This window comes from Paenibacillus sp. Y301, assembly GCF_059445505.1.
Genome location: NZ_JCAIUL010000025.1, coordinates 24,971 through 39,822 on the forward strand (window position 1 = coordinate 24,971; position 14,852 = coordinate 39,822).

13 protein-coding genes are annotated in these 14,852 nt (G+C 42.3%); 4 read left to right on the top strand and 9 right to left on the bottom strand.

Annotated elements, in window-relative coordinates; genetic code table 11:
* Positions 1 to 73 precede the first annotated feature (73 nt).
* Positions 74 to 2,590: an exosporium glycoprotein BclB-related protein gene (locus AC1D69_RS24285; protein ID WP_495458686.1), complete on the bottom strand. Its 2,517-nt coding sequence runs from the start codon at positions 2,588 to 2,590 to the stop codon at positions 74 to 76.
* A gap of 192 nt (positions 2,591 to 2,782) precedes the next feature.
* Between AC1D69_RS24285 and AC1D69_RS24290 the strand changes: the two genes are divergently transcribed.
* Genes AC1D69_RS24290 through AC1D69_RS24305 form a run of 4 tightly spaced genes read left to right on the top strand, consistent with a single transcriptional unit; the run spans position 2,783 to position 7,089 of the window.
* A complete protein-coding gene (locus tag AC1D69_RS24290) occupies positions 2,783 to 3,889 on the top strand; it encodes a tetratricopeptide repeat-containing glycosyltransferase family 2 protein (RefSeq protein WP_495458687.1) in 1,107 nt (368 codons plus the stop codon).
* Complete coding sequence (locus AC1D69_RS24295) at positions 3,886 to 5,463, top strand: glycosyltransferase (protein ID WP_495458688.1); 1,578 nt, start codon at positions 3,886 to 3,888, stop codon at positions 5,461 to 5,463. The genes AC1D69_RS24290 and AC1D69_RS24295 overlap by 4 nt, the downstream gene beginning before the upstream one ends.
* A gap of 41 nt (positions 5,464 to 5,504) precedes the next feature.
* Positions 5,505 to 6,356, top strand: coding sequence for a hypothetical protein (locus AC1D69_RS24300; RefSeq protein WP_495458689.1), 852 nt, complete (start codon positions 5,505 to 5,507; stop codon positions 6,354 to 6,356).
* 1 nt (position 6,357) lies between these two features.
* Positions 6,358 to 7,089, top strand: a complete 732-nt coding sequence (locus tag AC1D69_RS24305; RefSeq protein WP_495458690.1) for a class I SAM-dependent methyltransferase — start codon at positions 6,358 to 6,360, stop codon at positions 7,087 to 7,089.
* A 149-nt stretch (positions 7,090 to 7,238) separates the two neighbouring features.
* On the opposite strand, the gene AC1D69_RS24310 is transcribed toward AC1D69_RS24305, so the two are convergent.
* From AC1D69_RS24310 to AC1D69_RS24345, 8 genes are all read right to left on the bottom strand, one after another.
* Entirely contained in the window at positions 7,239 to 7,499 is a 261-nt protein-coding gene (locus AC1D69_RS24310) for a hypothetical protein (RefSeq protein ID WP_495458691.1), read from the bottom strand.
* On the bottom strand, positions 7,496 to 8,908 hold the full coding sequence (locus AC1D69_RS24315; protein ID WP_495458692.1) for a hypothetical protein: 1,413 nt from the start codon (positions 8,906 to 8,908) through the stop codon (positions 7,496 to 7,498). Before AC1D69_RS24315 ends, AC1D69_RS24310 begins: the two co-directional genes overlap by 4 nt.
* A gap of 176 nt (positions 8,909 to 9,084) precedes the next feature.
* Positions 9,085 to 9,597, bottom strand: a complete 513-nt coding sequence (locus AC1D69_RS24320) for a hypothetical protein (RefSeq protein WP_495458693.1) — start codon at positions 9,595 to 9,597, stop codon at positions 9,085 to 9,087.
* A 357-nt stretch (positions 9,598 to 9,954) separates the two neighbouring features.
* The gene (locus AC1D69_RS24325) at positions 9,955 to 10,824 is read right to left on the bottom strand and encodes a metal ABC transporter permease (protein WP_495458694.1); all 870 of its coding nucleotides are present in this window, start codon (positions 10,822 to 10,824) and stop codon (positions 9,955 to 9,957) included.
* A gap of 1 nt (position 10,825) precedes the next feature.
* Positions 10,826 to 11,740, bottom strand: coding sequence for a metal ABC transporter permease (locus AC1D69_RS24330; protein ID WP_495458695.1), 915 nt, complete (start codon positions 11,738 to 11,740; stop codon positions 10,826 to 10,828).
* The gene (locus tag AC1D69_RS24335; RefSeq protein ID WP_495458696.1) at positions 11,737 to 12,471 is read right to left on the bottom strand and encodes a metal ABC transporter ATP-binding protein; all 735 of its coding nucleotides are present in this window, start codon (positions 12,469 to 12,471) and stop codon (positions 11,737 to 11,739) included. Before AC1D69_RS24335 ends, AC1D69_RS24330 begins: the two co-directional genes overlap by 4 nt.
* Positions 12,472 to 12,473: 2 nt before the next feature.
* The gene (locus AC1D69_RS24340) at positions 12,474 to 13,385 is read right to left on the bottom strand and encodes a metal ABC transporter solute-binding protein, Zn/Mn family (protein ID WP_495458699.1); all 912 of its coding nucleotides are present in this window, start codon (positions 13,383 to 13,385) and stop codon (positions 12,474 to 12,476) included.
* A gap of 533 nt (positions 13,386 to 13,918) precedes the next feature.
* Complete coding sequence (locus AC1D69_RS24345; RefSeq protein ID WP_495458697.1) at positions 13,919 to 14,380, bottom strand: RNA polymerase sigma factor; 462 nt, start codon at positions 14,378 to 14,380, stop codon at positions 13,919 to 13,921.
* Positions 14,381 to 14,852: the final 472 nt, after the last annotated feature.

The following is a 14,852-nucleotide window of genomic DNA, read 5'->3' on the forward strand; positions in this document are numbered from 1 at the left end:
AAATGAAAAGCCAGCAAAGATACCTCTCTACTGGCTTTACATAAATAATAATAAACATTAGACCGATTGTAATTTAACTTATTGCGATACCTGCACTTGCATATCCTGCGACAGTATTTAATAAGGAAAGTCCGGTAGCTGTCGTTGAAAATACTAATAATAATCGGGTCTCTGCAGTTACCGGTATTGCCAGCCCTGTAACAATACCGTTAGAGATGTCCCCAATCGAGATAGCTCCGGTAAGAGCAGGTGCCAATGTTACAAGAGTACCTGCAATTGGAGAGAAACTGTTATTAGGTGTCGTTGAACTGTACAGCTGTGCATTTATGGTTATGGTTGAACCCACCAAAGCAATTGCAGCAGTTATACTAAAATAAGCAGCAATGGAAGTTATCGTTCCCGCACGCGGTACAGAGAATGCAAAGTTCAATAGCGTGCCCGCAGCTCCAGTAAGATCTATTGTCGCGCCTAATACACTAAGACTTGGTGCCGAGCTACCAAACCCAATAAGACTAGGTGTACCCGCAAGTCCCCCTGCAATAGTTGTTAATGACACAGGGATCCCCGAAGCAAATGGGATAATAGCGCTAGATCCTGCTGTTCCTGTTGCTCCCGTTGCTCCTGCTGTTCCTGTTGCTCCTGTCAATCCTATAAGACCTATCGGTCCTGTTGCTCCTGTCAATCCTATAAGACCTATCGGTCCTGTTGCTCCTGTCAATCCTATAAGGCCTGCCGCTCCTGCTGGTCCTGTTGGTCCTGTTTCGCCTGTCGCTCCCGTCGCCCCTGTTGCTCCCGTTGCTCCCGTTGCTCCCGTTGCTCCTGTTTCGCCTGTCGCTCCCGTCGCCCCTGTTGCCCCCGTTGCTCCCGTTGCTCCTGTTTCGCCTGTGACTCCTGTTACCCCTGTTGCTCCTGTTTCGCCTGTGACTCCTGTTGCTCCTGTTGCTCCTGTTTCACCTGTGACTCCTGTGACTCCTGTTGCTCCTGTTTCGCCTGTCGCTCCCGTTGCTCCTGTTGCTCCTGTTTCGCCTGTTACTCCTGTTGCCCCTGTGACTCCTGTCGCTCCCGTTGCTCCTGTGGCTCCTGTTGCCCCTGTGACTCCTGTTGCTCCTGTTGCGCCTGTCAATCCTATAAGGCCTATCGCTCCTGTTTCGCCTGTTGCTCCCGTGGCACCTGTTGCTCCTGTTGCTCCTGTTTCACCTGTCGCTCCCGTCGCTCCCGTTGCTCCTGTTGCTCCTGTTTCGCCTGTTGCTCCCGTGGCACCTGTTGCTCCTGTTGCTCCTGTTTCACCTGTCGCACCCGTTGCTCCGGTTGCTCCCGTGGCTCCTGTTGCTCCTGTTTCCCCTGTTGCACCCGTAGCTCCTGTTGCTCCTGTCGCTCCTGTTTCTCCTGCACCTGTAGCACCTGTCGGCCCTGTTGCTCCTGTTGCTCCTGTCGCTCCTGTGGCTCCCGTTTCTCCTGCACCTGTTGCACCTGTCGGCCCTGTTGCTCCTGTGGCTCCTGTTGCCCCTGTTGCTCCTGTCGCTCCTGTTTCTCCTGCACCTGTAGCACCCGTCGCTCCTGTTGCTCCTGTCGCTCCTGTAGCTCCTGTGGCTCCTGTTGCTCCTGTTGCTCCTGTTGCTCCTGCTCCTGTAGCTCCCGTTGGTCCTGTTGGTCCTGTTGGTCCTGTTGCTCCAGTAGCACCTGTTGCCCCTGTTGCCCCTGTCGCACCCGTTGCTCCTGTTGCTCCTGTGGCTCCTGTTGCTCCTGTTGCTCCTGTTGCTCCAGTAGCACCCACTCCTGGACCCGTTGGTCCTGTAACTCCTGCTACACCCGTCGCACCTGTCGCACCCGTTGCACCCGTAGCTCCTGTTGCTCCTGCACCGGCTATCAACAGATAATCCGGCGAACTGCCCGGCGTTCCCACTGGTCCTGCAACAAGAGCTATATAAGTACTTCCTTGAAAGGTGACTACCTGACCCGCAGGATAAAAAGGACTCTGTGCTGGATCAAAAATCACAATACCTTGAAATCCTACTCCTTGTGGACCAGTAGGACCTATCGGTCCTGGGACCCCCGGAACTCCTGGTACTCCTGGTACTCCTGGCACACCCGGAACCCCTGGTACTCCTGGTACTCCTGGTACACCCGGAACCCCTGGTACTCCTGGTACTCCTGGTACTCCTGCCGGACCTTGTGGTCCCTGAGAACCAAAAATTGCTATGGAAATAGATACCTGAATGCTCCTAATTTCAATAACTAAATCATCCTTACAACATGGATCTATATCCGAGACTAGAATAAATGCTAACAATTCTGCTAACAATTGTTGCAGATTCGTTCCCACACTTATCACTGAAAAAGGAGTTACTTCCGTTGAAACAATAGTTAATTCCAATATCGATTGAAGTTCAACGCGGACCGGCCGACATAATTTTGATTTTTTCAAAAACTCCATCAGTTGTCGTAATACTTGTTGTAGATCGGCTATATGAAGTGGTGTCGGATTCGTAAGTACGAGGGGGACCACCTCTCTTAGTTCGCACACTATTCTCAAGAGATCTTTGCATTCCTTCGTTTCATCACCTTTATTTTGTTTGTGATCATCACTCATTCGTCACTATCTCCTCCTTTGTTTAATTCTTCGAATATCATAGTAGATTTGGACAATGTCCAGTCTGCGCATGATATCAACATATTCCGAGAAAGAGTATAAGTTGCAGAAAAATATCTATTTTTTTTGCTTTATCATATTAAATGTATTAAAAACATACAGTCTAAATATGTAAATATACGGAGGGGTTGTATGATAACTATTAGTCTTTGCTTAATTGTTAAAAATGAAGAACAAACATTAGATCGGTGCCTATCTTCAGTAGCAGATCTTATGGATGAAATCATTATTGTGGACACGGGTTCGACAGATCTCACGAAGAGCATTGCACATCAGTACACAGAACACTTATATGATTTTAAATGGATTGATGATTTCGCAGCTGCTCGTAATGAAGCTTTCAGTCATGCGACTAAGGACTATATTTTCTGGTTAGATGCAGATGATGTATTGAAATCAGAGGATGCCAAGAAATTGAAATTTCTAAAAGAGACACTTGACCCATCCGTTGATTCGGTTACCATGGATTATCATTTAGGGTTCGATGCTTTTGGAAATGTATCATCCAGTGTCAGACGCAATCGACTCGTTAAACGGAGTAACCAATTCCGCTGGATTGGCGCAGTACATGAGTATCTACAAGTACATGGGAACATCATGAATAGCGATATTGCAATAACACATAGCAGTATTCATCATGATAGCGATAGAAACCTTCGTATCTATGAACAACGATTCTTAATGAATGAACAGTTCTCTCCACGTGACCTTTATTATTTTGCGAACGAATTGTTAGACCATCAAATGTATGAACGAGCCATTACTTTCTATGAAAAGTTCTTGAATACGAAAGAAGGTTGGATTGAGGATAATATTTCAACTTGTGGGAAACTATCCGATTGCTATCACGGCCTGAATAACGGAGAAAAAGCATTAGAATCAGCTTTAAGATCCTTTCAATATGATGCTCCACGTGCTGAATTTTGTTGCAGAATAGGATATCACTTTCTACACAAAGACCAAATTAAAAATGCGATTTTCTGGTATAAAACAGCTACGACACTTGAACGAGGAACTGATAATTGGGGCTTTCAGAACCTTGCTTGCTCCACTTGGCTTCCTCACTTACAGCTGTGTGTCTGCTACGATCGAGTTGGCAACTATCAACTTGCTTACGAACATAACGAAGAATCTCGTAAATATCGCAGTGACGACCCGAGCATTCTGCAGAATAAATCTTATTTAGAATCTATTCTCCTTAAAGTAGAGGAAACTGTCTCGTCTGGTGAATCTTTATGAGCAATCAGAAGAAACATATTTTAATAGGAAGCCCTATTCATCAGAAGCCTATCATCTTACAAGAGTTCCTTTCTTCTCTTCATCATTTGGAACAAGATCACATCGAGTTAAGCTACTATTTTATCGATGACAATATAGATCAAGAATCAAGCTTACTTCTTCAACAATTCTCCCAGGAAACTGAGAACGTACTCCTTCAACAATCGGGACATTTCGATGAATATATTCGAGATGACACTACACACCTTTGGAATTCCAATCTAATCTGGAAAGTAGCCAATTTCAAAAATAGAATGATCCAACACGCTGCCTCATTAGAATATGATTACTTATTTCTTATCGATTCTGACCTCATTCTCCATCCAAATACAATTGAGCATTTGGTTGCGGCCAATAAAGATATTATTTCAGAGATCTTCTGGACACAGTGGCAACCACACGCTATGCTCCAACCTCAAGTATGGATGCGAAATGAATATGACCAATGGGAACAACATCTCGGTGAGCGATTACCTGACCAAGAAATCACTATTCGTTTCGAACAATTTATAGCAAAGCTGCAGATCCCCGGATTATATGAAGTAGGAGGTTTAGGAGCATGTACTTTAATTAGTAAGCATGCTATTCAACTCGGTGTGAACTACGATCCAATACGCAATATTTCTTTTTGGGGAGAAGATCGCCATTTCTGCATCCGTGCTGCCGTATTAGGTATACCCCTATTTGTGGACACTCATTATCCTGCACTCCATCTCTATCGGGATACGGATCTGAATAAAGTATCTTCTTTCAAGAAAGAATGCGGAATCCTTCATAATGAGGAAGATGTGCCATTAGCTGCTCAACAAGATTCTCCTCTTGTGGAAGTTATTTATGAGAATCCCAAAATAACACTAACGATGGTTGTGAAAAATGAGAGTACCCGCTTTCTCAGACAAGTTCTTGAGGAACATCGTAAATACATTGATGAGGCCGTTATTATTGATGATTGTAGTAGCGATGGGACTGTAGATTTATGTTATGAAGTCCTTGAAGGTATTCCTGTACGTATCATTCAGAACGTGGTCTCTAAATTCTCGAATGAGATTGATTTACGGAAGCAACAGTGGGAAGAAGTCGTCAAAAGTAATCCTGATTGGATCCTTAATCTGGATGCTGACGAAATGTTCGAACCTCGATTCGCGAAAGAAATCCGCTCATTACTTCGAGAAGCTGAAGTAGATCTGTTCTGCTTTCGTCTGTTCGATTTCTGGGATCCTGAGCATTACCGGGAAGATCTTTATTGGCGTGCCCACTTTAATTATCGCCCTTTCCTTGTACGCTACAAAAAGGACTTTGTATACCAATGGAAAGAAACAGCTCAACACTGTGGAAGGCTTCCGGAGAATATTTTCGCCTTAGCACACTCCTTATCTGACCTGAGGTTAAAGCATCTTGGATGGTCGAGGCCAGAATACCGTTTGGATAAATATTTAAGATACAATGTACTAGATCCTAACGGGGAATTTGGTTGGAAAGAGCAATATGCCTCCATTCTAGATGAACATCCAAATCTAGTACCGTGGGTAGAATAAAAGAAATCACATATAGATAGAGATAGAGAAAGGAGTTTCTAATGAGAATCATTCATACCATGCCTCTTCTTATTCGTAGTGAACCTCTAAATTCAGAAGATATGACTATGGTATCGGCGTGCTTTGAGAGCCTAGCCTTATCTGATGATCCACTTGTCATTATTTATAATCAAGGGGGGCTGAGCAATGACCAATTGAACCAGTTGTGTACTACTTTTAAACTACCAGCCATCATACTCGGGTCTGGAGAGAATGTAGGCATTGCTCAAGCAAGACAAACTTGTTTCGAGTATATTTGGAAGCATTATATCGATACACCGTACATTTCCGAAATACATGTTGATATGGTGTTTTCTCCGAATTGGCATGTTCCTTTAATCGAATATTTAGATCACGCAGATGATCCTATGCTCTCACCCGGAATTATTACAATCAATGGTGAATTGCAACCGCTTGGACAATACACCACCATTCCTTCAACATATGGTGAATTAATCACTCACTTGGAGAGTTTAAGTATAGATGAATTACATTCCGGTTTTGTACACCCCGTAGTACATAAATCGAGCGCTCTACAAGCTGTAGGTGGATATGATATCGAGTTCTTACGTGGTAAACAAGGATATGAGGATGACAGTCTCCTCCTTGGTTATGTGTACTACATGGGAACCCGAAATCATTGGCGCCCGAAATGCTATCTGAAATCTTGGGTATACCACGCCACTATGGCGCAACGCATGTCTCTACCCGATAAACATATTGATTTCGCCTTAAATGAAAAGGGACTATTTCAACAATATGGTGCTTACGGATTAAAGCAATTATCTGAAATCCATTCAAATTCCGAAGGTTTCAAGCAGATGATCCATCGATATATTCATGAGGAGGACTAATATGATTGATCAACAAAAAATGGTGTGGGACAAATTATGGTCACATAAAGTTTCATATCAATGGGACGCACTTAGCCAAGTAATCTATGACACTATCCTCAAATGGGTCAATCCCATTCAGAGTTTAAACATATTGGAAGCTGGATCTGGAACCGGCAAAATTTCTTTGCGGCTCGCCCTTGAGGGCGCTAAAGTGACCCTTGTAGATTATTCGGAGAAAGCGTTAGCGAATAGTCGAGAAGCGTTTGGAGCAGAAAGTTGTCAGGGAACGTTTATATTATCCGATATACGTAACATACAAACATCCGATCATAAATATGACCTCACTTGGAACGCTGGTGTTTTAGAGCATTTTACATTTGATGAGAAAGTAACGATCATAAAGGAAATGACGAGGATCACTAAACCAGGTGGCATTATTCTGATCTTAACACCGTATGCAAAATGTCTACCATACAGAGTAGGGAAAGCATTTGCAGAGAAACAAGGGAGCTGGATGTATGGTGTAGAAGAACCCGTGAACACACTTGCTCAGGAATTTGAAGCTAGTGGCATTTCTCTACTGGATGAGACAGATATTGGCTTCGTGAACAGTCTAGATTTCCTTGACTTTATACCTCAATCGGACATCATGAAACAATCCATTATTCAATGGTATCAGGCCTTATCCGCTGAAGAACAGAGTTTCTTCCCTGGGTATCTCCTTGCCAGTGTAGGAAAAAAGGAAGCTTAACTACCTCCTATTTTTCAAAATAAATCTAATATAGCGTGCGAATTAGGGCTACTCCTCCCCCTAACTGCACGCTATTCTTTTTGTTATTTTGCCGGTGTAATACCATTCTATAAGTAAGGGGACTATTACCATGTAATAGAAATACTCCCTCACGACGAAGACATTGCTCTATATATACGCTCTGAGATTGTTCCTACGATACCCGCTTGAGAAGCTAGAATTTCACTGTATTTACTCCACATTTCGAAATCTTCATCATTAGGACACTTATCAAGAAGTGCAACCATAAACCGAGGTTGAAGCGGGATAATCCTCACATCCCCAACGATATGTACCTCCTCTCGGTCAGGTAAAAGTTCCAGCATTCTTTTGTAAGGAAAATATTCCTTCGAAAGTTGATACGTATTCATCCCCAATACACCGCTCGAAGAGAGGAGCGAGGAATATAGTAAAAAGCTTCAACTGAAGATCCTTCCCTCACATAAGATCCTGCTTCCTGAATACGACGATGTGCAGTTAATGAAAGCGGAACAGGTAATGGTTCTTTAGGAATATGAACCTGTGCATCCAGATTAGGACTACCATTTCCTGTATGAACCACGACATCAGCAGATTCCCGACACATGAAGTCAACCACTCGCGTGATATAATCCGATTCATAAGTTCGAGATGTGAACATAAAAGCTATGGCTTCTCCTTTAACTAACATGAATGCCGCAGCCATAGCGTCATGCCATTGGTCGACTTCACGTACCCTAATCACGCCATCCAACCAGTCACCCATTCCTTGTTCAACCCATGGAGATTCCAGTTGCGGACCTAATTGAATGCCAATCCATTGAATTCTACAATACGTCTGTTCCAACTGTATTTGATACCAAGACTCTAAAGTGCTAGGTAAGAATTCATTTACGACAAGAATAACCGTTATCAGAGAAGTCTCCTGATCAAGTTTTATGAAAGGTTGAGTCGGACATTGAAGAATATCGATCTCAGATATCCATATCTGGTCAGAACGACCCTCCACTCCCCATTTCGAGCAAAATGTTCTCCTTATATCAACATCGGAGGGAATTACTTCTATCTGTGTTGGTTGAAGTGAACAAAGTGCTTGCACATAGACATCCTCACATAGCGCTAACTGCCATTTAAGTATTCGAGCTCTCAGACACCAATCCGCTATTTTCAGTTCGCGTGAGCGAAGGAGTGGATCGAGTCCTCCTATTTCATCGAGTAACTTACTCCGAAATAAAAGACATGATCCCGTAAGGATTGGAACTGGACGCCATAACCCTTGATTTCTGGGATGGTGATCCTCAGCATAGCCGGTTAGATCAGCATGAGCTGCAAACCATAAATCAAGCTTTCCATCTAAATGTTCAGTAGGTGACATCGGGGCGACGATCATAACATCCTCTTCGTCAAGACATGGCCAAATTAGACAGGACAACCATCTCGGTGTGACCATAATCCTATCTTCCATAAGTACTGCAAATGGAGTTACAATGGATGCTAATGCTTGATTCACTTGATCTATTCCTGCCTTGTATGGCCAGAACTCAATGGAGTCTTCCTTCTCAAAATGGTGTTGAATCGAAGGGAAATCCATACTTCCGGGGAGAGCAACAATACGAATGGGTTGATCACAATGTAGTAATAAGAGCTGCAAGCTAGGAACAGCCCATGTTGGATCCGTCATTTCAACAATGATGGTTACCCGATCCGTATTTGGAAATGTAATCAATCCTTGTTGTTCTAAATGTGCGAACCTTTTCTTGATATACTCCGTATTCACTTCGATATTCCCCATATTAGACATGATCCGTCACGTCCCATCATCAGACTGTTCTATAGTTATTGTATGATCGCTTAGATATCATATCCCATAATTATCCATACGATTGTCCATTTAGTTAATCCGTACAACAAAAGGACTGAACCGATGAGTGATCATCAGGTTCAGTCCTTTATGATATTAGAATTATGAGATTAATTTTATGGAACAAATTGTTGCACAATTCTTACTACGACACCATCTTGTATCGTTAAATGATAAGGAAATTGTTTCAGATCTATCATATCAGTCTTCGCAAATTCCGATTCAAATGTATCCAGAGACATGGGCTCATTCCAGATGATGTCCATTCCTTCATAAGTACCATCACGATCATAAATTTGCATGAGAACTTCGACATTGTCTGATACTTTATACGTGGTCAGTTCTTCATTATCATTAATGATGTAATAACCATCTGGTGGACCATCTAGATCACCGGTGTCCTGTTCCCGTTCTAGAAATACTTTGCTAGCCTCTTCACCTTCATACCATTCAATATCATCTGCTTGGATTACCAGATGACCTTCTTTATGTTCAAGTTGTGCAATATAAGCCGTGACGGTATCCTGCTTCTTCTGTACTGACTCATAGCCAACTGCACTTGCCGATGTGATAAAAGTTAAAAGTACAACCATCATAATCATCATGAATAGAGCGGATTTTTTTCTCATGGAAATTCTCCTTTTATTACGAGTGGATACGCAATATTTAACTTCTTATAACCATTCTTACCCTGTGGAAAATAATTCAAACACCTTTATTCCCATGAATAACCCTTTCATAACTATAGACGATTCAGGATGGCTAAACGTTGCAATTTAGTTACAACATCATTTAAATTTTGTACTTTTGAGATACAATTATTTCACCGTTAAATATATCGGAAAGAAATCGCCCTTTAGTAAAATGGAGTTAGTACTTACCATTTTAAAAAGGGCGACTTCTTTATACATTCCATACATTCTAAAGACCCTAAACTAGACTAACCTTCCTTACCCTGTCTTATACTCCTTCGTTAATCTGTTACTTTATGTTTTGACCGTTCTGAAGTACTGAGCAAGCACCCCATGTTTCGGTGAACACAAGAAACTAATCATAAATACAATCCCTGTTGCAAAGGCCATGGAACCTGAGATCGAAGTATCTAGAAGTACTGCAATATAATAACCACCTATAGCCGACATCACTCCGAATGATCCGCTTAGGACTAGCATCATCGACAACCGATCTGTCCATAAATAGGCGGCAGCTGCAGGTGTAATCAGCATAGCTACAACCATAATGGCTCCTACAGCATCAAATGCTGCAACGGTGGTAATGGATACTAATGACATGAATATATAATGCATAAGTGCCACCGGAATACCAATACTGGCTGCAAGCATGGGATCAAATGAGGTGATTTTCCACTCTTTATAGAAGGCCAATATGGCAATCACAACAATAATTAATACGATGATAAGAATAAGGGTAGCCTCGGGTATGGAACCCAACCAAGACAATTGGATCAAATCCCAAGGAACAAAGGTGATTTCCCCCATTAGTGCATGTTTCACGTCTAGATGCGCATTCCCAACCTGTGTAGCAATCATAATGACCCCGAGGGCAAATAGGGTGGTAAACACAACACCGATCGATGCATCTTGCTGTACCCCTCGGGAATTAAACCATTGTACTAACACCGCTGTGAGAAGACCTGCAATAATTCCGCCGACCATCATGTGCCAGCCGCTCAATTCGCGTGTAAGTAAATAGGCGCTGACGATACCAATTAATACCGAGTGACTAATGGCATCGGCCATCATAGCCATCCGTCGAAGAATAAGGAAGACCCCCATCAATCCACAAGAAAGTCCCACAAGAGATGCAGTAAGTAAAATCCATGCAGTATACGTCATGTTATTCTCCTCCTTGCGTGAGGTTAGACTGTGAAGAAGAGACATGCGTTTTTCTCTGTGTGCGAAGCTGCAACGCTTGGATCAACAGTCCCTTCTGGGCACCGAATACGAGGGATATAACAAATAACGCCGAAGAGGTCACGATAATAAACGGTCCTGTGGGCCAGCCCTGCCCCATTGTACTAATAATCGTTCCAATCATTCCCGCACCACCCCCAAATAGAGCAGACAGAATGACCATCCATTTGAAGGATTGTGTCCAGTACCTTGCACTCACTGCTGGAATAATGAGCAATGCCGACATCAGTATGACGCCAACAACTTGAATACCTGTAATAATAACAAGTACGAGAACCGTTAAGTAAATACCATTCATAAGCCGACCTGAAAGTCCAAGTCCTCTTGCGAAGTCAGGGTCGAATAAGAATAGCTTCCACTCTTTGAATCCAATAAATAAGACTAATATGACAAGTGCTGCAAGCATGAGCATCGTGTATACATCTTTACGAACCATAGAAGCCGCCTGCCCAAAAATAAAGCTATCTAACCCACTTTGATTACCACCTGGCATTCGGTTCACCATAGTTAGAAGCATAATCCCGAACCCGAAGAACACCGACAGAATAATCCCCATGGCTGTATCTTCCTTAATTCGGGTTGATGAACGAATCCATTGAATAAGAAAAGCTGCAATGACTGCACTGATCGCCGCACCTGCCATCATCATCGGTAAGCTCTTCACGCCAATCAATGCGAAACCTATCACAACGCCAGGAAGAGCAGCATGTGATAAAGCATCACTCATCAGGCTTTGCCGTTTCCAATAGGAAAGACAACCCATCATCCCCGATGCCATCCCCAGAATTAACGTGCTAAAAATAACCCATTGTGCATTGTGGGACAATAATATATTCATGTTGTTGCCTCCATCATCCAACGGAGTGTTCCTCCATACGTTTGATAGACATTATCCTTCGTAAAGACATCTTTTGTCGTGCCATGAGCGACTACCGTACGGTTTAACAACAATACATGATCGAAGTAATCCTCGACCGTTTGTAGATCATGGTGTACGACCATCACCGTCTTCCCTTTCATTCTTAACTCATTAAGAATCGTCATAATGGCTTGCTCCGTAGCCGCATCCACGCCAGCCAATGGCTCATCCATGAAGTATAGATCAGCCTCTTGTACAAGGGCACGTGCTAAGAATACACGTTGCTGTTGTCCCCCGGATAACTGACTAATCTGGCGTCCAGCATAGTCAGCCATCCCCATTTTCTCAAGAGAGTCCATCGCCTTCTCACGATGTTCGCGTTTCGGCCATTTCAACCATCCTACCCGTCCGTATAATCCCATTAATACAACATCAAGTGCATCTGTCGGAAAATCCCAATCCACCGAACCACGTTGAGGTACGTAACCGACTCTCGTTTTCATTTTATTAAGTGTAGATCCAAAGAACGATACATCTCCAGAAAGTTTAGGATGTAGATCTAGCATTACTTTAAGTAATGTAGATTTACCTGCTCCGTTAGGTCCTACAATACTAGTTAACGAACCGGGTTGCACATTAAACGTGACATCATTCAACACTTTATTCTTCCGATAGGAAGCGGTCAGATCATTTACAGTTAATACAGCCATAATCACTCACCCTTTCCTGTTAATGCATGATGGATTACCTCTACATTGTGTTTGTACATTCCAATATACGTTCCTTCTGTTGTTCCCTTTGCTCCCATAGCATCTGAGAACAACTCCCCACCTAATTGCACCTTGAGACCAGCGCTTGAAGCACCTTCTATTACAGCTGTTATCGAACTCTTATTGATACTACTTTCTACAAAGACCGCGGGGATCTGATATTCAACTAATAGATCAATCGTTGTCTGGATGTTCGATATTCCAATCTCAGCCTCAGTACTCAACCCCTGTAGTCCTACAACTTTCATGTCATACAACCTACCTAAATATCCGAATGCATCATGTGCGGTTACTAGCACTCGCTTTTCTTTTGAAATCTGAGATAGTTGTTCTTGTGTGGCTTCTTTGAGTGCATCTAATTGTTCGAAATAAGTCCGTTTGTTGTTCTCAAAATAAGCTGCATCCTCCGGCGAGAACTTCTTCAATTCTTCCGTTGCAGCCTGTAATCCTTGCTTCCAAAGGTCAATATCAAACCATATGTGAGGGTCGATGGCTCCAGTTGCATCCGTAAGTAACTGATCCTTCGGTATATCCTCAGTAATCCCTAGAACGGGTCTAGTCTTGCTAATATGATCGAAGATCTCTCCCATCTTCCCCTCAAGATGATGTCCACTGTAAAAAATAACATCACCATCTGCAAGCTTCTTAATATCACCTTGTGTAGCATTGTATAGATGGGGATCAACGCCAGGGCCCATGAGACTCACCACATGAACCCGATCTCCACCGATGATCGATATAGGATCTGCGATCTGCCCAATGGTTGTCACCACTTTAATCTTGTTACTCTCTTCCGAATTATTCTCAGCTGAACTACACGCCGATATTACAAGTGATAGTCCAAGTAACAACATGACTCCAATATTTAGCTTCCTTCTTTTTCGCAATCTGCTCTCCTCCTATATATTCCGAGTATGTAAAAGTGTCTCTATAGTTTTTTAAGCTTTTTAAATTAACCTCAGCTATAATTGTTTCCCTAATGCAAAATTCATTCCCTTATCCAAAAATAATTCCTATCCAACTTTTTGTCAAGATGTATTTTCGTTTACTGAAATTACTTTATTCAGTCAAATAGCCTGTTGTTCGCAAAATAAGCTTGTTATACAAGGTATTTTCACAATAAATAATAATTATCTTTTACATGGTTAAATAACTTTCGTTAGGACAACAATATTTTGCCGATGTAATAAACGAGGTCGTAGCGCACACAAAAAGACCATCGGTGTGGAAAATAGCCGATGGTCTTCCTGTGCTCGTTAATTATATTAGTCTTGATCGATATTGGAGAATTCAACTCAAATGGAAAATCAAATCAACGTGGAAAATTCAAATCAATCCACTTGGATAATTCAATTGAATACTTCAATCAGATACTTCAACAGATACATCAATCCTCAGCAAGTGTTGCTTCGGAAAGTCCCGGATAAGGAATAAACATTATTCCGTCTTGCTCTCTGTTGCTCTTATACTCCAATAAAGTTTGATGAATTCTATTTCTTTTCTTCAATAGATCCAAACAATGATTGTGAGCAATTTTATACAACCACGCTGACAATGAGACGGTATGGGAGAATCGGTGGATATGCTCTAACCCTTTTATAAATATATCCTGAGCAGCATCCTCTGCTTCTTCTTGACTCTTAAGGAGGTAATAACAATACAGAAATATCTGGCGTTGGAATTTCTTTATAATCAGGCTATATGCCTGTTTGTCCCCTGCTTGTACCTTATCGATCGCAGACATGATCTCCATAGCAGAGTTCTCCCTAGTAAAGTTCTCTCTAGTAAAGTTCTCCCTAGTAAAGTTCTCCCTAGCGAAGTTCTTATCTGAAACATGCGATTCATTCACTTGATTCCCTCCTTTCTGAATATATAACTGAAAATAATAGAGGTTTGTGACAGATAGACTATTTTTATTCTTATACTTCAAAAGTAAAATCCATAAGAAAAGAGCCTTGCTTTCGTAGTGTTAGTTACCAAACATTGACTACAAGAAGGCTCTTCGACTCCGGCGTAATATGTAACTGGATTTTCTCCAGCTAATTTTGCTTATCTAACACTTCGGGGCAACTTAACAGGAACCATTCCATCTAATTCGGCACTATAACTCCATATGGCGGTATATCGGATACATTAACGGGAGAATTTCCAGTTAGCTAAACAAAAAGCATGCTTCTCTCAACAATTAGCGGGAGGTTTGGACCACCGTCAAGAAAGTAGACACTCCGTTAAGAAATTTATTATGCATTCTTCTTCTTTTGAAAGAGCGCAGCAAAGCGAACCGGCGATAAATAACCAAGTTTACTGTGGATTCGTTTACG

What these genes read in the sequence shown, in the direction of transcription:
- AC1D69_RS24285 (WP_495458686.1), bottom strand. Translation starts at nt 2,590, where the DNA reads ATGAGTGATGATCACAAACAAAATAAAGGTGATGAAACGAAGGAATGC.
- AC1D69_RS24290 (WP_495458687.1), top strand. Translation starts at nt 2,783, where the DNA reads ATGATAACTATTAGTCTTTGCTTAATTGTTAAAAATGAAGAACAAACA.
- AC1D69_RS24295 (WP_495458688.1), top strand. Translation starts at nt 3,886, where the DNA reads ATGAGCAATCAGAAGAAACATATTTTAATAGGAAGCCCTATTCATCAG.
- AC1D69_RS24300 (WP_495458689.1), top strand. Translation starts at nt 5,505, where the DNA reads ATGAGAATCATTCATACCATGCCTCTTCTTATTCGTAGTGAACCTCTA.
- AC1D69_RS24305 (WP_495458690.1), top strand. Translation starts at nt 6,358, where the DNA reads ATGATTGATCAACAAAAAATGGTGTGGGACAAATTATGGTCACATAAA.
- AC1D69_RS24310 (WP_495458691.1), bottom strand. Translation starts at nt 7,499, where the DNA reads ATGAATACGTATCAACTTTCGAAGGAATATTTTCCTTACAAAAGAATG.
- AC1D69_RS24315 (WP_495458692.1), bottom strand. Translation starts at nt 8,908, where the DNA reads ATGTCTAATATGGGGAATATCGAAGTGAATACGGAGTATATCAAGAAA.
- AC1D69_RS24320 (WP_495458693.1), bottom strand. Translation starts at nt 9,597, where the DNA reads ATGAGAAAAAAATCCGCTCTATTCATGATGATTATGATGGTTGTACTT.
- AC1D69_RS24325 (WP_495458694.1), bottom strand. Translation starts at nt 10,824, where the DNA reads ATGACGTATACTGCATGGATTTTACTTACTGCATCTCTTGTGGGACTT.
- AC1D69_RS24330 (WP_495458695.1), bottom strand. Translation starts at nt 11,740, where the DNA reads ATGAATATATTATTGTCCCACAATGCACAATGGGTTATTTTTAGCACG.
- AC1D69_RS24335 (WP_495458696.1), bottom strand. Translation starts at nt 12,471, where the DNA reads ATGGCTGTATTAACTGTAAATGATCTGACCGCTTCCTATCGGAAGAAT.
- AC1D69_RS24340 (WP_495458699.1), bottom strand. Translation starts at nt 13,385, where the DNA reads ATGTTGTTACTTGGACTATCACTTGTAATATCGGCGTGTAGTTCAGCT.